At 69.7% G+C, this 19,283-nt stretch carries 20 protein-coding genes and 1 riboswitch; of the genes, 8 read left to right on the forward strand and 12 right to left on the reverse strand.

Translation table 11 applies throughout. From position 1 onward, the window contains the following. The first annotated feature begins 74 nt into the window (after nucleotides 1-74). From AB0F41_RS14800 to AB0F41_RS14810, 3 genes are all read left to right on the forward strand, one after another. The gene (locus AB0F41_RS14800) at nucleotides 75-1,010 is read left to right on the forward strand and encodes an AraC family transcriptional regulator (RefSeq protein WP_357423870.1); all 936 of its coding nucleotides are present in this window, start codon (nucleotides 75-77) and stop codon (nucleotides 1,008-1,010) included. A 76-nt stretch (nucleotides 1,011-1,086) separates the two neighbouring features. Continuing rightward, nucleotides 1,087-1,518: a hypothetical protein gene (locus AB0F41_RS14805; protein ID WP_357423872.1), complete on the forward strand. Its 432-nt coding sequence runs from the start codon at nucleotides 1,087-1,089 to the stop codon at nucleotides 1,516-1,518. A 126-nt stretch (nucleotides 1,519-1,644) separates the two neighbouring features. Beyond that, complete coding sequence (locus AB0F41_RS14810; RefSeq protein WP_357423874.1) at nucleotides 1,645-4,008, forward strand: serine/threonine-protein kinase; 2,364 nt, start codon at nucleotides 1,645-1,647, stop codon at nucleotides 4,006-4,008. An 88-nt stretch (nucleotides 4,009-4,096) separates the two neighbouring features. Here AB0F41_RS14810 and AB0F41_RS14815 read toward each other — a convergent pair whose 3' ends face one another. Beyond that, nucleotides 4,097-4,984 (reverse strand): LysR family transcriptional regulator, encoded by an 888-nt coding sequence (locus tag AB0F41_RS14815; RefSeq protein WP_357423876.1) that lies wholly within the window; start codon nucleotides 4,982-4,984, stop codon nucleotides 4,097-4,099. Between the two features lie 79 nt (nucleotides 4,985-5,063). Between AB0F41_RS14815 and AB0F41_RS14820 the strand changes: the two genes are divergently transcribed. The 3 genes from AB0F41_RS14820 to AB0F41_RS14830 all read left to right on the forward strand — a co-directional run bounded on the left by AB0F41_RS14820 (nucleotide 5,064) and on the right by AB0F41_RS14830 (nucleotide 7,752). Further along, entirely contained in the window at nucleotides 5,064-6,017 is a 954-nt protein-coding gene (locus AB0F41_RS14820) for an EamA family transporter (protein WP_357423878.1), read from the forward strand. Then, a complete protein-coding gene (locus tag AB0F41_RS14825) occupies nucleotides 6,014-6,643 on the forward strand; it encodes an NAD(P)H-binding protein (RefSeq protein WP_357423879.1) in 630 nt (209 codons plus the stop codon). The genes AB0F41_RS14820 and AB0F41_RS14825 overlap by 4 nt, the downstream gene beginning before the upstream one ends. Nucleotides 6,644-6,840: 197 nt before the next feature. Next, nucleotides 6,841-7,752, forward strand: a complete 912-nt coding sequence (locus AB0F41_RS14830; protein ID WP_357423881.1) for an SDR family NAD(P)-dependent oxidoreductase — start codon at nucleotides 6,841-6,843, stop codon at nucleotides 7,750-7,752. 45 nt (nucleotides 7,753-7,797) lie between these two features. On the opposite strand, the gene AB0F41_RS14835 is transcribed toward AB0F41_RS14830, so the two are convergent. Then, nucleotides 7,798-8,448: a helix-turn-helix domain-containing protein gene (locus tag AB0F41_RS14835; RefSeq protein ID WP_357423883.1), complete on the reverse strand. Its 651-nt coding sequence runs from the start codon at nucleotides 8,446-8,448 to the stop codon at nucleotides 7,798-7,800. A 115-nt stretch (nucleotides 8,449-8,563) separates the two neighbouring features. On the opposite strand from AB0F41_RS14835, the gene AB0F41_RS14840 reads away from it, so the two are divergent. Beyond that, nucleotides 8,564-9,292 carry a nuclear transport factor 2 family protein gene (locus AB0F41_RS14840; RefSeq protein WP_357423885.1) on the forward strand — a complete coding sequence of 243 codons (729 nt, stop codon included), beginning with the start codon at nucleotides 8,564-8,566 and terminating at the stop codon, nucleotides 9,290-9,292. 22 nt (nucleotides 9,293-9,314) lie between these two features. Here AB0F41_RS14840 and AB0F41_RS14845 read toward each other — a convergent pair whose 3' ends face one another. Then, nucleotides 9,315-9,602, reverse strand: coding sequence for an antibiotic biosynthesis monooxygenase family protein (locus AB0F41_RS14845; protein ID WP_357423887.1), 288 nt, complete (start codon nucleotides 9,600-9,602; stop codon nucleotides 9,315-9,317). Nucleotides 9,603-9,939: 337 nt separating this feature from the next. Between AB0F41_RS14845 and AB0F41_RS14850 the strand changes: the two genes are divergently transcribed. Next, complete coding sequence (locus AB0F41_RS14850) at nucleotides 9,940-10,449, forward strand: polyketide cyclase (protein WP_357423889.1); 510 nt, start codon at nucleotides 9,940-9,942, stop codon at nucleotides 10,447-10,449. Here the strand turns inward: AB0F41_RS14850 and AB0F41_RS14855 are convergent. From AB0F41_RS14855 to sucB, 9 genes are all read right to left on the reverse strand, one after another. Next, nucleotides 10,446-11,453: an ABC transporter substrate-binding protein gene (locus AB0F41_RS14855; protein ID WP_357423943.1), complete on the reverse strand. Its 1,008-nt coding sequence runs from the start codon at nucleotides 11,451-11,453 to the stop codon at nucleotides 10,446-10,448. The genes AB0F41_RS14850 and AB0F41_RS14855 overlap by 4 nt on opposite strands. Before the next feature lie 6 nt (nucleotides 11,454-11,459). Then, nucleotides 11,460-12,230 (reverse strand): ABC transporter ATP-binding protein, encoded by a 771-nt coding sequence (locus AB0F41_RS14860; protein WP_357423891.1) that lies wholly within the window; start codon nucleotides 12,228-12,230, stop codon nucleotides 11,460-11,462. Further along, the gene (locus AB0F41_RS14865) at nucleotides 12,230-13,288 is read right to left on the reverse strand and encodes an iron ABC transporter permease (protein WP_357423893.1); all 1,059 of its coding nucleotides are present in this window, start codon (nucleotides 13,286-13,288) and stop codon (nucleotides 12,230-12,232) included. The genes AB0F41_RS14860 and AB0F41_RS14865 overlap by 1 nt, the downstream gene beginning before the upstream one ends. 107 nt (nucleotides 13,289-13,395) lie before the next feature. After that, nucleotides 13,396-13,612: riboswitch (cobalamin riboswitch) on the reverse strand. 53 nt (nucleotides 13,613-13,665) lie between these two features. Beyond that, a complete protein-coding gene (locus tag AB0F41_RS14870; protein ID WP_357423895.1) occupies nucleotides 13,666-14,103 on the reverse strand; it encodes a DUF4143 domain-containing protein in 438 nt (145 codons plus the stop codon). 94 nt (nucleotides 14,104-14,197) lie between these two features. Beyond that, on the reverse strand, nucleotides 14,198-15,220 hold the full coding sequence (lipA, locus tag AB0F41_RS14875; RefSeq protein WP_357423897.1) for a lipoyl synthase: 1,023 nt from the start codon (nucleotides 15,218-15,220) through the stop codon (nucleotides 14,198-14,200). Beyond that, nucleotides 15,217-15,990, reverse strand: a complete 774-nt coding sequence (lipB, locus tag AB0F41_RS14880) for a lipoyl(octanoyl) transferase LipB (protein ID WP_357423899.1) — start codon at nucleotides 15,988-15,990, stop codon at nucleotides 15,217-15,219. Before lipB ends, lipA begins: the two co-directional genes overlap by 4 nt. A gap of 2 nt (nucleotides 15,991-15,992) precedes the next feature. After that, nucleotides 15,993-16,520 (reverse strand): N-acetyltransferase family protein, encoded by a 528-nt coding sequence (locus AB0F41_RS14885; RefSeq protein WP_357423901.1) that lies wholly within the window; start codon nucleotides 16,518-16,520, stop codon nucleotides 15,993-15,995. Further along, nucleotides 16,517-17,407, reverse strand: coding sequence for a TIGR01777 family oxidoreductase (locus AB0F41_RS14890; RefSeq protein ID WP_357423903.1), 891 nt, complete (start codon nucleotides 17,405-17,407; stop codon nucleotides 16,517-16,519). The genes AB0F41_RS14885 and AB0F41_RS14890 overlap by 4 nt, the downstream gene beginning before the upstream one ends. Continuing rightward, nucleotides 17,408-19,180: a 2-oxoglutarate dehydrogenase, E2 component, dihydrolipoamide succinyltransferase gene (gene sucB / locus AB0F41_RS14895; protein ID WP_357423905.1), complete on the reverse strand. Its 1,773-nt coding sequence runs from the start codon at nucleotides 19,178-19,180 to the stop codon at nucleotides 17,408-17,410. Nucleotides 19,181-19,283: the final 103 nt, after the last annotated feature.

Raw genomic sequence — 19,283 nt, forward strand, 5'->3', positions numbered from 1 at the left:
TTTCACACGCCGTTCGATGGACGATCTATGGGCAGAGATCTACATCTGATAGGAGTTCGTCTACTCTCGATGGGGTGGATCCATTGAGTACGCTGCTGGGCGGTATCCGTGCCGAAGGGGCCGTTCTCACGAACGCGGTCCTGGAGGCGCCGTGGAGTATCCGGTTCGCCGACTGCGCACCGCTGACCATGGTCACGGTGCTGCGCGGTGGGGGAACGCTGCTGCTGCCCGGGGGTGCCGAGCACCGGCTCACGCGGGGGGATACCGCGATCGTGCGGGGGCCGGAGCCGTTTCTGTTCGCCGACCGCGCGGACACCGTCGGCCGTCCGCACGAGGAATTCGAGATCGCCTGTTTCGCACCGGATATGAAATGTGACGCCCCGCTGGACGACGGGCGCTGGGGTAACGATCCGGCCGGTGAGACCGCGCTGATCGTCGGCGCCTATCGGACATCGGGCCGACGGCACGAACGCCTGCTGCGCGCGATCCCACCGGTTCTGTCGATCACCGACGATCCCGAGGTGTGCGCGTGGATGGAAACCATTGCCGCGGATGCCTCCCGGCAGCCGGCCGGAGCCCAGGCCATGATGGACCGGCTGCTCGATTGGGCGCTGGTGTGCACACTGCGTACCTGGTTCGAGCAGCAGGACGCCGACGCGCCCGGGTGGTATCGGGGACCGGCGGATCCCGTGGTCGGACCGGCGTTGGAGGCGATGCACGGAAAACCCTCCGCCGGTTGGACGGTCGCCTCGCTGGCTTCCGCCGCGGGGGTGTCCCGGGCCCTGTTCGCGCGGCGTTTCACCGAGGTGATGGGGCAGTCGCCGCTGGCCTATCTGACGGAATGCCGGATGGATGACGCGGCGGAACTGCTGGCCGACCGCAGTCTCACGGTGGCGCAGGTGGCGAAGGCGGTGGGCTACGCGGACGCGTTCGGTTTCAGTGCCGCGTTCAAACGTCATCGGGGTATCCGTCCCAGCGACTTTCGTGCCACCGTCGATCTCGGAGCGTGAGCCGCGCGTCGAGCACCCGGTCTCCGGGGTGTGAGAGGGTCGGAGGGTTCCGACCGGAGATCACGAAAGGTTCGATATGCACAGCAGTATCCGACATTTCGGCTTCGCCGCATTGCTGAGCACGCTCGGCGTCGCGGCCGCGTACGCGGCACCGGGGGCAGGTGCGGCCGTGACCGGAGTGGGGGTGGCCGCCGGGCCGGAGGGGCTGCGGGCCGGATGCACCTACACGGTGACGGCGACGGTCGACGCGCCGCCGGCGGAGGCGGGCGAGGTCACCATCATCAACAGCGGCGGTTCGGTTCCCGGCAACGGAGAACGGCTGGGTCAGGCCGTCTACCACCCGGAGAACGGGACGGCGACCTTCGAATGGACGCCGAAGTACACCGGGCGCCAGAACATCACCGCACAGCAGTTCACGCCGGGGCAGTACACCTCGTCGAAGTACATCGAAGTCGATGTACCGGGCCGGGGGCTGAACACCGGCAGTTCGTGCCTGCCCCTGCCGTAGGCGATTCGCGGGACTTCCACCGGCCGCACCCGGACGACGGGTGCGGCCGGGCACTGCCACGGAGTTGCCGATGCCGTCCCGATGCGGTGTGATCGGCTGAGCATCACGTATCGGAGGGGTCGGGCAGTGGCCGCATTGGCGTCGGGGGCGGTGTTCGCCGGATACACCATCGAGCGTCTTCTCGGCGCCGGGGGAATGGGCGAGGTCTACGTCGCCCGCCACCCCCGGCTGCCACGTTCCGACGCGGTGAAGGTGCTGGCCGCGGAGTTCACCCGCGACGACTCCTACCGGCGCCGCTTCGAACGCGAGGCCGATCTCGCCGCCTCGCTGTCGCATCCCGGCATCGTCAGCGTGCACGACCGTGGCGAGTTCGACGGGCGGCTGTGGATCGCCCTGGAACTGATCGACGGGATCGATCTGTCGGGGTCGCTCACCGCCGCGCCGGGCGGGCTGCCCGGTGCCGATGTGGCCCGGGCGGTCACCGAGGTCGCCGACGCGCTCGACTACGCGGGGGCGCGCGGATTGGTCCATCGCGATGTGAAACCCGCCAATATCCTGCTGGGCCGCACCGGGCACTACCTGCTGACCGATTTCGGGATCGCGCGGATGGGCCCGGAAACCTCCGACCTCACCGGGACCGGCCTCACCGTGGGCACCGTCGCCTACGCCTCGCCGGAACAGATGCAGGGGCTCCCGGTCGATCCGCGATCCGATCAGTATTCGCTGGCCGCCACCGCCTTCAATCTCCTCACCGGCGCGAAACCGTTCCCCGGCACCAACCCCGTCGCGGTGATCATGGCGCACGCCCAGCAGCCGGTTCCGAGTGTGCGTGAGCGGCGCCCGGATCTTTCGCCGGAGGTCGATTCGGCGATCGGGCGAGCGATGGCGAAAAGCCCCGAAGATCGGTTTCCCACCAGTAAGGATTTCGCGAACGCTCTCGGCGCCGCACTCGCCGCGACCCCGTGGCCGCAGGGCGGCCCGAACGCCCCCACCTCGGTATCGGCCGACCGGTACGCGCCCACGGTCGTCCGCCCGGACCATTTCGCCCACTACCCACCGCATCCCGTCCCGCCGCCGACGCCGGGGAATGGGTCGTCGCGCAACCGGTCCGTGCCGATCGTCGTCGGGACATTGCTGGCCGTGGTGGTGCTGGTCGTCGTCGGTGCGCTGAGCTTCCGGGCGGCCGGGAACCAGGCGGGTGCGGAGGAAGCCGCACAGCTGCCCCGGCACCCGGTGACGCCGATTCTGCCGTCCCTGGAGCGGCGGCCGGATACTCCGGTCTGGACGATGCAGGATATTCCGGGCCCGCCGGGCTCCTATCCGAGCACACCCGCGGTGGTCGGTGGAGATTCCGATCTCGTCCTGCGCGGCCGCGAGCACTACCTCGCAGACGGCGGCACCGTCGACTACCTGGACGCGATCGATACGGGCACCGGAAGGCTCCGGGACGGAGCGCAACCCGTCGTGGTGGATACGACTCAGCGCAGACTCGACAAGTGCGTCGTCAGCGCACAGCGTTCGGCGGCGGCATGCCGGCTCACACACTCGTCGGAAGACACCGAACAGGTGGTGGTGGTGGACCTCGGCGCGAACCGGATCGCCGGCACCGTCACCGCGGTGGGCCGGATCGACACGCTGGTCGCCGTGGGTGAGCGCTTCGTCTTCGTGGACCGGCCGGATCGGCCGCAATCACCCGTAGTGCGCACGCTCGGGTCGGACGGCCGGGAGCTTGCGCCGATCCAAGGATCCGGCGAGTCCCCGGTTCTTTCGTCGGGGGATCCGCGCCATTCGATCGAGGTCTTCGGGCTGGTCCGGCTGGCGGTGCTGACCTCGGCGCCGGACCCGTCACAACCACTGTCGAAATGGGAATTCCGCGTAATCCGGCTCGAGGACGGCAAGGAGATCTTCCGCCGCGATACCGTCGAGCAGATCGGCCCGGACGACTGGAACGTTTTCCTCGACGGATTCGTCGTCGCCGACGGCGCGGCACCGGCCGGGATCTACGACCGCGACGGCGCCAAGACCGCGGAGTTGCCGGAGGGGTGGCGTCCCAGCGAGCATTCGATGAGCACCGAGAAAGGACCGACGGAGACATCGGTGCCCACGGCCATCCGGACCGACGGCAGCGAGACGACCTACGCGGGAATCGGTCCGCGCACCGGAACCGTCCTGTGGGAGCAGCAGTCCTACAGCGCCGACGACTACCCGGAACGACTGCTGTTGCGCGGTATCGGGACGCTGATCGCCACCGCGGATACGGGCCGGGTGGTCGACGCCTACACCGGCGAGTACGTGATTCCGGGTTATCTGCCGGACGGTGTCGAACTCGGCACCGACGGCACCCGGATCGCGGTGGCCGTCGACGGGGCCGGTACCGGCAGCACCCTAGAGATCTGGAACGCCGACGGCGAAGTCTGGGAGATCAGCAGCGAGTTCGAACCGGTGGCGATCGCCGGGAAGATCTACGTCGGGAACCTGCGGCTCTTCTGAAGCGGCCATTCGGCGCGCCATCGGCGGCGAGCGCACCGCCGGTGAGCAGACCGGACACACCGCGGGCCTATACCCCGGGGCGCCGGGTTCACGGTGTGTCCGGGTCGGGCGGGATCTCCAGGATTCCCAGCAGGGCGGATGCGGCCGGAGTGCGGGTGGCACTGCTCCAGACGATGTACTCGACGCGGGCGGGGGCGTCGGAGATCTCTACGGTGACCACCCCTTTCAGCTGCGGTACATAGGCCGAGGGCAGCAGCGCGACCCCGAGGTCCTGTTCGACCAGCCGGGCGATGTACTCGGCGGACGACACCTCGAACGCGACATCGCGGTCGAGCCCCGCGGCGTCGAAGGCCACATCCGATTGGGCGCGCCCGGCGGTGCCGGCGGGGAGGTCCACGAAGGTTTCGGTGGAGAGCCGGAGCAGGTCGACCGACGGTTCCCGGGCGAGTGGATGTTCCGGGGCGAGGACGGCGACCAGCCGGTCGCGGGCGAGTGCGCGGGCCGCGACCCCGCGCGGCCGGGCGGTGGTGGGCAGGCCGAGGAACGCGATATCCAGCGTGCCCTCTTTCACCTGATGCGCGAGTTCGTCGCTGGCACCGACCCGCAGGCTGACGCGGACGTGCGGGTACCGCCCGCGGAATTCGCGGAGCGCGGCGGGCAGGTCGACCGCGGTGACCGAGGGGATCAGGCCCACCGCGAGCCGGCCCCGGATCTCGCCGACCGCCGCCGCGGCCTCGGCGGCCGCCCGGTCGGCGGCGTCCAGGCACTGGCGGGCGGCGGGCAGGAACGCCTCCCCGGCCGGGGTCAGCCGTACCCGGCGGCTGGTGCGTTCGAAGAGTTTCGCGCCGAGTTCCCGTTCGAGTCGCGCGATCTGGTGGCTGAGCGCGGACTGGACCACCAGGCAGCGCTGGGCCGCGCGGGTGAAGCTGTTCGTCTCCGCGACGGCGAGCACGTAGCGCATCTGCTGGAGTTCCATGGATCAATCGTGAATCACGATTGATGAGTTGACAAACATGTGTTGGACTCATTGATCTGTCCGGGGCGACACTTCGGAAGTGAAAAGTTCCCTTGCCCAGCCGGTTTCCGGTGCCGCCGGAGCGGGTGCGCGCTATGCGGACCTGCCCCGGGTGGCCCTGACCGCGTTCGCGCCCGTGGCGTGGGGCACCACCTACATCGTCACCACCGAACTCCTCCCGCCCGGGCATCCGCTGTTCGCCGGTCTGCTACGCGCACTGCCGGCCGGCCTGATCGCGCTGGCGTTCACCCGGACGCTGCCGCGGGGGCGGTGGTGGGGTAAGGCCGCGGTGCTCGGCGTGCTCAATATCGGGCTGCTGTTCCCGCTGCTGTTCCTCGCCGCCGAACGGCTGCCCGGCGGCGTCGCGGGGACCCTCGCGGCGGCGCAGCCGCTGGTGGTCGCGGTCCTGGCGGTGGCGGTGCTGCACGAGAGCCCGTCGGCCTGGCGCCTCGGCTGGGGGCTGGCGGGGCTGGGCGGGGTCGCGCTGGTGGTGATCGGTCCGGCCGCGGCCTTCGATCCCGTGGGCGTCGCGGCCGGGCTCGCGGCGGCGGCGTCGATGGCGCTCGGGCTGACCCTCACCAAGCGCTGGGGGCGGCCCGCGGGCGTGGGACCCACCGCGTTCGCGGGATGGCAGCTCACGGCGGGCGGGGTGTTCCTGCTGCCGTTGACCGTCCTCGAGGGGCCGCCGCCTGCCATCGGCCCGGCGGCGGCCCTCGGTTACCTCTGGCTCGGGCTGTGCGGAGGACTCATCGCCTACGTGCTGTGGTTCCGCGGGGTGACCACACTGCCGGTGAACTCCGTCGCGATCCTCACGCTGTTCTCGCCGCTGGTCGCCGCCGGGCTCGGCGCACTCCTGCTCGGCCAGACGCTGGGCCCGGTCCAGATCGCCGGGTTCGGGATCTGCCTCGCGGCGATCGTCGCGGGCCAGCTACCAGCGCCCGCCCGCAGCTCGCGGGCCATCTCCGTATCCACCTCGAAAGGAACATCTCGATGAAGATCGTCGTCGTCGGCGCCACCGGCATGGTCGGTTCCCGTGTCGTCTCCGAAGCCGCCGGCCGGGGGCACGATCTGCTCGCGGTCCAGCGCTCCGCGCCCGCCGCCGCCCTGCCCGCCGCCGTAACCGTGGTCCAGGGCGATGCGAACGACCCCGGCTTCATGAGCGCACTGTTCGCCGGAGCCGACGCCGTCGTCGCCGCGACCCGCCCGCGCCCCGGGGACGAGAGCTCCACCGGCGCGACCACGACGGCTCTGCTCGACGCCGCGGCGAAATCCGGGACCCGCGTCCTCGTCGTCGGCGGCGCCGCACCGCTGCGGGTGCCGGGCACCGGCCGGCTCGTCCTCGACAGCCCGGAATACGTACCGGCCGCGCTCCGCCCGATCGCCGGGGCCAGCGCGGCGCAGCTGGAGGCATGCCGGGAACATCCGGCGGACTGGGTTTATCTCAGTCCGCCCGCTGTCCTCGAACCGGGAGTGCGCACCGCACAGTATCGGCGCGGCACCACGACTCTTCTCGTGGGTGCCGATGGCACCTCCCGGGTCTCGGCCGAGGATTTCGCCGTGGCGGTGCTCGACGAACTGGAGGTGCCGTGCGGAAACCGGCACATCACCGTCGGCTACTAGCTGTGATGTCCAGGGAGGCTGGTCAGGCGGGTGATCGGTGGCCGGTTTCCGGTCGCGCTGTGGGGCCGGTGGCGCGCCGGTGCGCCGGCCGGTCGGCCCTCGCAGGCCCTGAGACGGGCTCGTCCGGTCGGCCTCGGCCGGGGCCGGCCCGGACTATGCTGTGAGGGGAGGATCCGACGGATGCCGAGGGGCACACGATGTCGACCATGGTGATGACCGGCGGAACATCGGGGTTCGGGGCCATAGCGGCCGGCCGCCTCCGGTGTTCGGGGGAAAATCGACTGCTGCTGGGTGCGCGCAACGATCCACGACCCGGTTCGTCATGCCTGCCGTTGGATCTCGCCGACCTCGGCTCGGTGCGCGCCTTCGCGAACGCGGTGCGCGAGGAATTGGGCGATACCCCGGTGGACGCGCTGGTGCTGAACGCCGGCCTGGTCCTCGCCGACGTCGCCCGCCGGACCCCCGACGGGTTCGAGAAGACTTTCGCCGTCAACCACCTCGCGCACTACCTGCTGCTCCGGCTGCTCATGCCGGCGCTCGGCGAGGGGGCCAGGGTGGTGCTGACGACGAGCGGTACCCACGACCCCGCCATGGGTGCCGGGCTGACCCCGCCCCGCCACGCGGACGCGTCGCTGCTGGCGTACCCCGATCGCGACCCCGGGTTGCACGACCATCCGCGCAAGGCGGGGGAACACGCGTATACGGCGTCGAAGCTCTGTGCCCTACTCACGGTGCGGGCGATGACGGAGGAGAAAGAGATGCGGGACAAGGGGATCACCGCCGTGGCCTACTGTCCCGGGCAGGTGTTCGGTACCGGATTGGCCCAGGATCTGCCGTTCTATATGCGGGTGGTGTGGTCGCTGATGGGGTCTCCGGTGCTGAGCCGCCCGGCACGGAGGTTCGACCCGACCCTCAACACCAGGGCCGACGCGGGGGACACCCTCGCCGATCTCGCGTCCGGAGATGCCCGGACACCGGAGGGGCGCGTCTACGCGGCACTGCGTCGCGGGCAGCTCACCTGGCCCGAACCCTCCGATGTCGCCTGCGATACGAACGCGGCCCGAACGCTGTGGCAGCAGAGCGCGGAGCTCGTGGGCCTGCCCGGCTGAGTCCGGGGCCGGAGCCCGGAGAACTGTTACCGGAGCGTGGTGCCCTCACCCGCCACGGATGCACGGGTAGCTCGTTCGGTGAGTGCCTCGTTCGGTGAGTGCGAGGACGATGGTGGTGGCCGTATCGACGAGATGTTCGCGTGGGAGGGTCAGCCGGCCGTCGGCCCAGTCCACATAGAGCGCGATCAGGGCGCCGCTGAGCGCCGTGCCGATCACCGCGAGGGTTTCCTCGCTGTCCGGTATCAGCGCCGCGGCGTCCTCGCCCAGGGCCGGGACGAGGGTGCGCAGGAACAGCGGCAGACGGTGGGTGCTGTGCCTTCGCAGGGTGTCATCGGTCATCGGTTCGCGGAGCAGGATCCGGGCCCGTCGCGGGTCTTCCTCGAAGTAGGTCGCGCAGATCAGGAGCGCCGCGCGGATCGTGGCGGTGAGATCGGCCGTGGCAGGGGCTGCGGCCAGCCGGGCGAGTAGCTCGCCTTCGGAACGGTCGTAGATCGCGATGATCAGCGCGTCCCGATTGTCGAAGCTCTCGTAGAAGTAGCGCGGGCTCAGGTTGGTCCGGCGGATCACCTCCCGCATGGTGACCGCCGCCGAACCGCTGGTGCCCAGCAGGTCGGCACCGGCGTCCACGATCTGTGCGCGACGGTCCGCCGAGCGGTCGTCCAGGGTTCGGCCGCGCCACAGCTTGGGTGTGTCCACCGATCCATCATGGCATCCGCGATCAGGTATTGACATCGGGTGATTCAATATGAATCATTTGATTCACGTTGAAGCTCGATTGCGGTCCGGCCGCATTCGTCGAAAGGCTCGTGCCGTGTTCAGTGACGAACAGTTCCAGCAGGCCCTGCGCCGCCCCCGGCTCACCCGCCCCGCCCCGGAATTCCTCGACGGCAACCGGGCCGTGCCGATCCGGGTGGTCCCGGAACGGGAACTGCAGGCGACCACCGAGGAGTGGTTCGTCCAGTTCGACCGGAAACTCGAGTACTACGGCAAACTCGGCCTCGATCTGTCCTGGCTGATGGAGTGGGCGAAGAAGTACTGGTGGAGTTTCCTGGCCCGGGATATGAGCCTCAACCACGAGTTGTACGCACCGGATATCCGCTACACCGATGTCACCACATTCGGCCGCACCATCGTCGGTGTCGACGAATTCGTGAAATACAACTTCGCCTTCTTCGACGCCATCCCGGACTGGCGCTACGATCCGCTGCCCGACCAGGTGTATCTGGACGTGATGCCCGACGAGAGGGTGCGGGTCGTCATCCGCTACATCGGCAGCGGGCACTGGGACGGGCCGCTACGCCTGTATCCCTACGACGAGAGCGCTCCGGTCCTCTACGGCACCGGCCGTTTCATCCAGTGCCCCGCGGTCGACCGCTACCACTTCAACGCCGACGGGCTGATGGAGGAAGGCGAAACCCTCTACGACGCCTTCGACGTCACCCAGCGCGGAGGCATCCTCCCGCGCGACGACAGCTGGCAGTTCAAGGCGCTGATGTCGGCGTCCAAGATCCCGGCGCTGCTGCAGCGCTTCAAGCTCTGACCGGCGGCGCGGGACGTCCGGCTCAGGTCAGTGAACGGACCGCGGCGATATCGTATTCGGCCACCGACGCCGCACGGATCACGGCGTTCTGCTCGTCACCCGTGCCCGCGCCCCGGAATGTCTCGACCGCTTCCCGGCTCTCCCAGCGTTCGAAGATATTGACCCGGGCGGGATCGGTGAGGTCGGCGCTCAGGGCGAAGTCGAGGCAGCCGGGCGCCGAGCGGGCCTGGTCCACCACGTCGGCGCATCCAGTGAGGTAGGCGTCGCGGGTTTCCGGGTCGACGAGGATATATCCGGCGACGATGACCATCTGTGCTCCTGACTCCGGGGACCGTACATCTGTGGAGACCCGTCCGCGGCGTGGGATTCATCGGTGACCTCTACCCGCGGCCGGGCCGGGGTTGCCGGACCGAGCCGGCGTGGACCGTCCGGGAGGAGCCGGACGGGTCCGGGGCACCGGTCACATCCGCAATCGTGGCGATTCGCGGTGCGGTCTCTTACGGGCCGGGGCGATCCCGCTCGCACGCCCCTCCGATGAGTTCGGGCGCCCGTCCGATGAGTTCGGGCCGGTCACTTCGTCTGCACGGTCGAAGCCCCTTTCCCTACGGAAAGCCTCCGGGGCGAGACGACGAGGAGCGAGGACACCCGTGACCGAGGAGAATGTGAAAGCCGTCCTGACCGTCGCTGCGTCCACCGCCGACGTATTCGCGGTCCTCGCGGACCCCGCGACCCACGCCGCGATCGACGGCACCGGCTGGGTCCAGGACGCCGCCGACCGGGCACCGCTGGCCGGAGTGGGGCAGATCTTCCATATGGACATGTACCACCCCAACCATCCCGACGGTATGTACCGGGTGGGCAACAAGGTCCACGTCTTCGACCCGCCGCATGCCATCGGCTGGTTCACCGGGGAGATCCAGGCCGACGGCAGCCTGGAGTTCGGCGGCTGGTTCTGGCGTTACGACCTGGTGCCCGTCGGGCCGTCCACGAGCGAGGTCACGCTGACCTACGACTGGACGGCGGTGCCGGCCCACATCCGGGAGTACCTGCACTTCCCGCCCTTCGGCCCCGAACACCTCCCCAACTCGCTACGGCACCTGGCCGGTGTCGCCGCTCCGGCGTCCGGCGCCACGGCCGCGGTGGGCGACCACGGCTAGTACCCCTTGGATCGTAAGAATTCCGCCACGGTGACCACTGCCTGCGGATTGCGGGGGCTCTCCACCAGCGCGGCGTAGGGCAGCGCGATGATGTTGTCCTCGCGGACCGCGGTGGTCCCGGCCATCAGCGGCTGCCGGCGTAGCTGGTCGATCTTGCCGCGCACCGAATTCTGCGGACCCGCGCCGTAATCGACGATCACGATCACCTGCGGATCCCGCTGCGCGGCCGCCTCCCAGGATGTGGTGGTCCAGGAGTTGTTCAGATCGTCGAAGATATTGCTGCCGCCCGCTTCCCGGATGATCTGGGAGGGGGCGGCGGTGCGGCCCGAGGTGAACGGTTCGGGAGTGGCGCTGTCGAACAGGAAGACCCGCGCCGGATCCCGCCCTGCGGAGGCGCCCGCCGCCGCCTGCGCAACCTGATCCCGGTACCCGGCGACGAGTTCGTCGGCTCTCGCCCGGACACCGAAGATCTCGCCGAGGTTGGTGAGGTCGGTGTACAGCGCGTCGAGCGGTTCCATCACACCGCGGCGGTCTGTTCCGGGTTGCCGGCAGGCTTCGGTCAGCTGATAGGGGACCGCACCGATCGAGCGCACCCAGTCGGGAGTGAGGCCGGTCGACTCCTTGAAACCGTAGTTCCACCCGGCGAAGACGAAATCGGGTTCGGCTGCCTGGACCACCTCGCGGGTGAACGCGTCACCCAGCGACGGCGTGCGTTCGAATTCGTCCTTCCATGGGGAGGTGGCGATATCGCGGTCCTTGCCGGGATAACTGCCGTAGCCCACCAGCCGGTCGGCGAGACCGAGGGCGAACATCATCTCGGTGATACCGGTGTCGTTGGTGACCACCCGCTCGGGAACACCGTCGACGGTGAGCGGGGCGCCGCAGTTGGTCACCGTCACCGGATCGCCGGACGCCGCGGCGGCCGGTTCCTGGAGTTCGGCGCCGCATGCCGCCGAGAAGAAGGCGGCGGCCGCCAGAACCATGGTGCCGATCGGCCGGGAAATACGCATCTAGCAGTCCTTTTCGTCGAAGATGACCTGCGGGACACCCAGCCGGGGATGGGTGACGATATGGCCGCCGATCGAGAACCAGCGGCCGATCACCTCCGCGGTGATCACCTCGTGCGGAGTACCGGAGCAGACGAGCCGGCCTCGGTGCAGGACGAAGAGCCGATCACAGTGCTGCGCGGCCAGATTGAGATCGTGCAGAGCCGCGATCACGGTGATACCCAGGCTCCGGGCCGCGGACAGGACACTGTACTGGTGCTGGACATCCAGGTGATTGGTCGGTTCGTCGAGGACCAGCACTCGCGGCTGCTGCGCCAGTGCCCGCGCGATCAGCACCCGCTGACGCTCGCCGCCGGACAGGGACAAAAAACCGCGGTCGGCGAGATGGGCGATATCCGCGGTCGCCATCGCCGCCGCGCAGATCTCGCGGTCCCGCCGGCGCGTACCGCGCAGCAGGGCGGTATGCGGCAGGCGGCCGGTCGCGACGATCTCGGCGGCGGTGAAATCGAAGGGTGTGGTCGCATCCTGGGTCAGTGCCGCCACCTGCCGGGCGTTCTCGCGCATACCGACCGCGGCGATATCGGTCCCGTCCACCAGGACCCGCCCGGCGGCCGGTGACAGCGCACGGTACAGGCAGCGCAGCAGCGTGGACTTACCGCTGCCGTTGGGGCCCACGATCCCCACGAACTGCCCGGATCCGGCGGCCAGCGTGACCGCCTCGACGATCGGCGTGCCGTCGATCTCGACCGTGACGTCCTCGTAGACGACTCGCATCAGTCCTGTCCCATCAGCGCGCCGCGCCGGCGCATCAGCAGTACGAACACCGGCACTCCGACCGCGGCCGTGATCGCGCCCAGCGGTAGCTCCTGCGGCGGGATCAGCGTGCGCGCCAGCAGATCTGCGGATACCAGGAACACGGCGCCCAGCAGCGGGGTGACGGCGATGAGCCGCCGGTGATCGGCGCCCACCAGCAGCCGCGCCACATGGGGCACCACCAGCCCGACGAATCCGACCGCTCCGCAGACCGCGACGAAACACCCCGTCATCGCGGCGGAGACCACGAAGAGCAGCAGCCGGAACCGGGAGGCGGAAAGACCCAGCGCGGCACTGACCTCGTCACCCATCGCGAGGGCATTCAATTGCCGGGCGCATACCGCGAGCACCGCCAGACCGAGCACCGCCACCACGGCGACCAGGGGCACCATCTGCCAGGTGGCGCCCGCCAGGCTGCCCAGCAGCCAGAACATCACCGACCGTGCGGCGTCGCCGTGCGGTGCCAGGAAAACCAGCACGGTGGTCGCGGCGGAGAAACCGTAGCCGACGGCTGTACCGGTGAGCACCAGTCGCAGCGGCACCAGCCCGGCCGCCGATCGGGCCATCAGATAGACGAGTACCGTGGCGCCGAGCGCCCCGGCGAACGCGGCGGTGGACAGGGCGTAGATGCCCAGCGCCCCGAAGACACCGAAGAGAACCACGGCAGTGGCGCCGACCGAGGCGCCCGAGGAGATCCCCAGCACGTACGGGTCGGCGAGGGCGTTGCGGACCATGGCCTGTACGAGCAGGCCCACGCCGCTGAGCCCGGCGCCGACGAGTGCCGCCAGCAGCACCCGGGGCAGCCGCGACTCGATCACGATCCGGTAGTTCGCGGTATCGGCGGCGGCGACCGTTCCGCCGGTGAGTTCGGCCCACAGGAAGCCGACTGTGGCACGCCACGGGATATGCGCGGTCCCCAGCGCCAGCGCCAGCGCGAGCACCGAGACCACCGCGAAGGCGAGGGCCAGCCCGGCGATCAGCGCGGCCGGGGGCGGCCGGTGCGATTCGAGCGCCCTCATCGGGCCGTATCCACCCGCTCCGTCCGGACGTCGTGCTGTGCAGACATGCGAGTACCGCGACCCATGACCTCGTCAACCGTTCCCTCGGAGTCGACCGAAGACCACACCGTCGGCGTGGTCACGCCGGCAGGTCTTCGGACTCGCGGACCCGGCGCCGGAGACTCCGGCGCCACCTACTGGCGGTCGCTTCCCGGGCGCGGGCCCAGTGCTGATGACCGCGGTCGTTTCCACATACCGCTGCGGGGCAGCTCCGGATTCACACCGGATTCCCTCTTACGAACCATCTGTCCAGGACAGGCGGTAACCGAGCGCCCGGACACCGTAGCATTCGCCCACGCCCGGCCCGGACGGTCATCGTGCTATCCGCAGAGCCGGGATCAGCCGGGCGGCGTCGTCCACAGTGCACTGATCGGGAGGCAGGAGAATTTCTCGCCGAACGGTAGCTGCTGGTCACCGCAATAGAGAACGTAGCCTGCGGCGAATCGGTCGCCCAGACGGCTTTCGAGGTGGCGCAGCCCCCGAAAGTCTTCGGCACGGACGGTTTCCGCTGCCTTGACCTCGATGCCGATCACCCGGCCCGCATTGTTCTCCAGAACCGCGTCGACTTCGTGGCCGTCACGGTCGCCGAGAACGAAAGTCTCGATCAGACCGCCGGTGGTGACATCGTTGCCGACTCCGGTCAGCAGGTACGTCGCGAGTCCGGAGGCGGTGAAAACCAGTTTGGGAGTGGAAACGGCACGATAGGTCGCATTCGCCGACCATGCGGGTATCAGCGGGTCTGCGCGTCGTCGAGGTAGCGGCATTCTCGAACTCATCTACCGGTCGTTGTGGATCTGCCGTAGTCGTGATTGTGGGTCTGCCGCCGTACCCGCCTCGCTCGGTCCACCGAGGTTTCGAGGGGTGTGGGACTCAGGCCCGCGACCCGAACCGTTCCAGCACGGCACTGGCCTCCTGGCTGGCGGTGCCCCCCTCGGCCAGATGGGACATGGTTTCCGGGATCGCCCGCCCGTGATGGGCCATGGCCTGGGCGTAGAGGCGGCCGGCGCGGTAGGAGGAGCGGACCAGCGGCCCGGCCATCACTCCGGCGAAACCGATCTCCTCGGCGGCCTTCGAATGCTCGACGAACTCTTCGGGTTTCACCCAGCGATCCACCGGATGGTGGCGCGGCGAGGGCCGCAGGTACTGGGTGATGGTGAGGATATCGCAACCGGCTTCGTGCAGGTCGCGCATGGCCTGGGTGACCTCGTCGGGGGTTTCGCCCATCCCGAGGATCAGGTTCGATTTGGTGACCAGGCCGTCGGCGCGGGCCGCGGTGAGCACCTCGAGGGAACGTTCGTAGCGGAACGCGGGGCGGATCCGCTTGAACACCCGGGGGACCGTCTCCAGGTTGTGGGCCAGCACCTCGGGGCGGGAAGAGAAGACCTCGGCGAGCTGATCGGGTTTGGCGTTGAAATCGGGGATGAGCAGTTCGACGCCGGTGTTCGGGTTGAGTTTCTTGATGGCGCGCACGGTTTCGGCGTACAGCCAGGCGCCGCCGTCCTCAAGATCGTCACGGGCGACACCGGTGATGGTCGAGTAGCGCAGACCCATCGCCTGCACGCTTTCGGCCACCCGGCGCGGTTCGTCGCGGTCCAGCGGGGATGGTTTGCCGGTATCGATCTGGCAGAAATCGCAGCGGCGGGTGCACTGTTCGCCGCCGATGAGGAAGGTGGCCTCGCGGTCCTCCCAGCATTCGAAGATGTTGGGGCAGCCCGCCTCTTCGCAGACCGTATGCAGCCCTTCGCGTTTCACCAGGCCCTTGAGCTCGGTGTACTCGGGACCCATGGTGGCGCGGGTACGGATCCAGCCGGGTTTGCGTTCGATCGGGGTCTCGGCGTTACGGGCCTCGATGCGCAGGAGTTTACGGCCGGCGGGGGCCTGGGCGGAGGTCATGAGTGGGGACCTTTCGGGTCGCGTGCCGGGGTGGCGGCGGCGTGATCCGCGACAGCCGGGGTGCCGGCCTGCGGAATATCGTGTTCGGTGACCGGGAGCTCCCCGTTGAGCGCGGCCGGGACGAGTTCGGCGATCCGCGGCCGGGCCTGCGCGACGGTGACCTCGCGGCCGAGTTCCTGGCTCAGGCTGGTGGAACCGACATCGCGGATACCGCACGGGATGATGGCGCCGAACGCGCCCAGGTCGGGATTGCAGTTCAGCGAGATACCGTGCAGGGTGACCCCGCGCTGCACCCGGATACCGATCGAGGCGATCTTGCGTTCCGGCAGCAGGCCGCTGGCCGCCAGCCAGACGCCCGACCGTCCGGGCACGCGCCCGCAGGGCACGCCGAGATCGGTGACGGCCTGGATGAGCGCCTGTTCCAGCCGGCGCACATAATCCACCACATCGAGCGGTTCGGCGAGCCGGATGATCGGATACCCGACCAGCTGGCCGGGCCCGTGCCAGGTGATCTTGCCGCCGCGGTCCACATCGATGACCGGGCTGCCGTCGGTGGGCCGGTCGGCCTGCTCGGTGCGGCGGCCGGCGGTGTAGACGGGCGGATGCTCCAGCAGCAGCAGGGTGTCGTGACCGGCGCCGCCGGCGCGGGTGGCGGCGAGTTCGCGTTGCAGATCCCAGGCCTGCTGGTAGTCGATCAGGCCCAGCTCACGCACGTCGACGGGGGTGGTGTCGTAACGCGCGGACCGGGTCGCGGTGCGGGTGTTGTTCACGATCACGACGTTACGCTCATCTCCAGTGTGAGCTGCATCAGTGTCAGATCCATCCAGCCGCCGAATTTGTGCCCGACTTCGGGCAGTACGCCGACGGTCCGGAAGCCGAACCGCTCGTGCAGGGCGATGGACCCGGTATTGCGCGATTCGACGGCCGCGATCATCGCGTGGATATCGCCCGCGCGTCCGGCGCGCGCGATCAGTTCGGCGAGCAGGGCGGCGCCGATGCCGCGGCGCTGGAAACGGTCGGCGATATAGACGGAGTTCTCGACGGTGTGCCGGTAGCCCGATTTCGGTCGCCACGGACCGTAGCTGGCGTATCCCGCTACTTCGCCGTCCATCTCGGCCACCAGGACGGGACGGCCGTGATCGGTGCGGTTCGAGAACCAGGCCACCCGCTCGTCGAGGCCGACGGGTTCGTCGTCCCAGATGGCGGTGGTCTCGGCGATCGCCCGGTTGTGGATCTCCAGGATCGCGGGCAGGTCCCCGGTCCGCGCGTCACGGATCAGGGCGGCGGCGGTGCCGGTCATCGGCCCACCGCGGCGGTCAGCGCCGCGCCGACGGTGGGGTGGCGGAATTCGTACCCGGTCTCCTCGAGCACACCCGGCAGCGCCCGCGGGCTGTGCAGGATCGCCTCCTCGGCGAACTCGCCGATCGCCAGGCGCAGCGCGATACCCGGGACGAACAGCGGCGTCGGCCGGCGCAGCGCCCGGCCCAGCGCGCGGGTGAATTCGGCGTTGGTGACCGGCGCCGGACCCACCGCGTTGAGCGGGCCCCGGACGTCGGGGTGGGTGAGTGCGTGCCGGATCGCGCCGACCTCGTCGTCGAGCGAGATCCACGGCTGATACTGCCGGCCGTTGCCGAGCCGGCCACCCAGGCCCAGCAGGAACAGGGCTTTCAGCTGCGGCAGCATTCCGCCGGCCCCGGCGAGCACCACCGCGCTGCGCAGCAGCACCACCCGGGCGCCCGCGTCCCGGGCGGTATGGGTCGCCTTCTCCCAGTCGTCGCACAGCGTGGGCAGGAAACCGGTTCCCGGCGGGCCGGATTCGTCGACCGCCCGGGATCCGGTATCGCCGTAATAGTGCACACCGCTGGCGTTCACCAGCGTCGGCACACCGGCCCGGGCGACCGCGGCCGACAGGACGTCGGTGGGGGTGATCCGGCTGTCCCGGAGTTCCTGTTTGTAGGCGCCGGTCCAGCGTTTGTCACCGATACCGGCGCCGCACAGGTTCACCACCGCGTCCACGCCGTCGAAGATCCCCGGGTCGAGGTCGGCCCGGGCCGGATCCCAGCGGCGTTCGTCGGGGGCGGCGGCCGGCCGCCGGACCAAGCGGACCACCTGGGTCCCGTCGCGGCGCAACGCCGCGACGAGAGCGGTTCCGATCAGTCCGGACGAGCCGGCGACCACGACAACCATTTACAGGCCCAGGTCGGCCTCGAACGCCGCCTCTTCCAGGCGGTGCCGGATGGTGGTGAGGAACCGGCCGGCATCCGCGCCGTCGATGAGGCGGTGATCGTAGGTCAGTGGCAGGAAGCACATCGACCGGACGCCGATGAATTCGCTGCCCGACTCGTCGGTGACCACGGTCGGGCGTTTGACGATCGCACCCGTGCCGAGCATCCCCGCCTGCTGCGGCAGCAGGATCGGAGTGTCGAACAGCGCGCCCTGGCTGCCGATATTGGTGATGGTGAAGGTGCCACCGGCCAATTCGTCGGGTTTGAGCCCACCGGTGCGGGCCCGGTTGGCGATATCGGCGATGGCCCGGGCCAGACCCGCCAGCGACAGGTCGCTGGCGTTGTGGATCACCGGCGAGAGCAGGCCCTGCTCGGTATCGACCGCGATACCCAGATGCACCGACGCGTGGTAGGTGATCTCCTTGCTGTTCGCGTCGTAGCTGGCGTTGACGTTCGGGTGCACCCCGAGCGCCTCCACCACGGCCTTGGCGAAGAACGGCAGGAAGGTCAGGTTCACGCCTTCGCGTTTGGCGAAGTCGGCCTTGGCCTTCTTGCGCAGCGCGGCGATCTTGGTGACATCGGCCTCGTGCACCTGGGTGAGCTGCGCGGTGGTCTGCAGCGATTCCAGGGTCTTGGTGGCGGTGATCTGCCGGATCCGGCTGGCCTTCTGGGTGGTTCCACGCAGCGCCGCGAGTGCGGGGCTGGGCGCGGGAGCGGCCGGAGCCGCGGCGGCGGGAGCGCCGGTGGACCGGGCGGGCGCCGCGGCCGGGGCAGCGGGCGCCTTCTTGGCTTCCGCGGCGGCCAGCACATCCTGTTTGCGGATGCGTCCACCGACACCGGACCCGGTGACCGAGGTCAGGTCGACGCCGTTCTCCTCGGCCAGCTTCCGGACCAGCGGAGTGACGTAGGGGGTGGCGCCGTTGGTGGAAGCGGCGGGCGCGGGAGCCTGGGCGGCGGGTGCCGGTGCGGCCGCGGCGGGCGCAGGGGCCGGAGCCGGCTGCGGAGCGGGCGCGGGCTGCGGGGCCGGGGCGGGAGCCGGTTTCGGCGCCGGTTCGGGAGCGGGCGCGGCGGCGGCCGGCTCGGGTGCCGGGGCCGGTGCGGGCGCGGAACTCTGCGCGGGACTACCGGAACCGATCACGCCGAGCTGTCCGCCGACCTCGACCACGTCGTCTTCGTTCGCGGTGATCTCCAGCAGGGTCCCCGCGACGGGGGACGGGATCTCGGTGTCGACCTTGTCGGTGGAGACCTCGAGCAGCGGTTCGTCGACCGCGACCTCGTCGCCGATCGCCTTGAGCCACCGGGTCACGGTGCCCTCGGTGACGGATTCGCCCAGTTCCGGCATCTTCACCGAAGTGCCGGAGGCGTCGGAGGGGGCGGCGGAGGCTGCGGGCGCCGGGGCGGGCTCGGGAGCCGGAGCGCTCTCCTGCGCGGGCGCGGGAGCTGCTTCCGGTTCGGCGGCGGCCGGTTCGGGGGCCGGGGCGGGCGCGGGGGATTCACCCGCGTCACCGATGACACCCAGTTCGCCGCCGACCTCGACGACGTCGTCTTCCTGGGCGACGATCTTCGTCAACACACCCGCCGCGGGGGACGGGATCTCGGTGTCGACCTTGTCGGTGGAGACCTCGAGCAGCGGCTCGTCGACCTCGACCGTGTCTCCTTCCTGCTTCAGCCACCGTGTCACCGTTCCCTCGGTGACGCTCTCACCAAGAGCGGGCATCTGGACGGAGAAGGCCATGTCCGTTGACTCCTCTAACTGCTCGACGGGTCTACAACAGTTCGTTCCGGAGGATCCTGCCGCGGGTCGCGACGGTGTTCCAGCCGGCTTCATTCTGCGCGGC

It is taken from the genome of Nocardia sp. NPDC024068, from assembly GCF_040638875.1.
Classification (GTDB): Bacteria; Actinomycetota; Actinomycetes; order Mycobacteriales; family Mycobacteriaceae; genus Nocardia.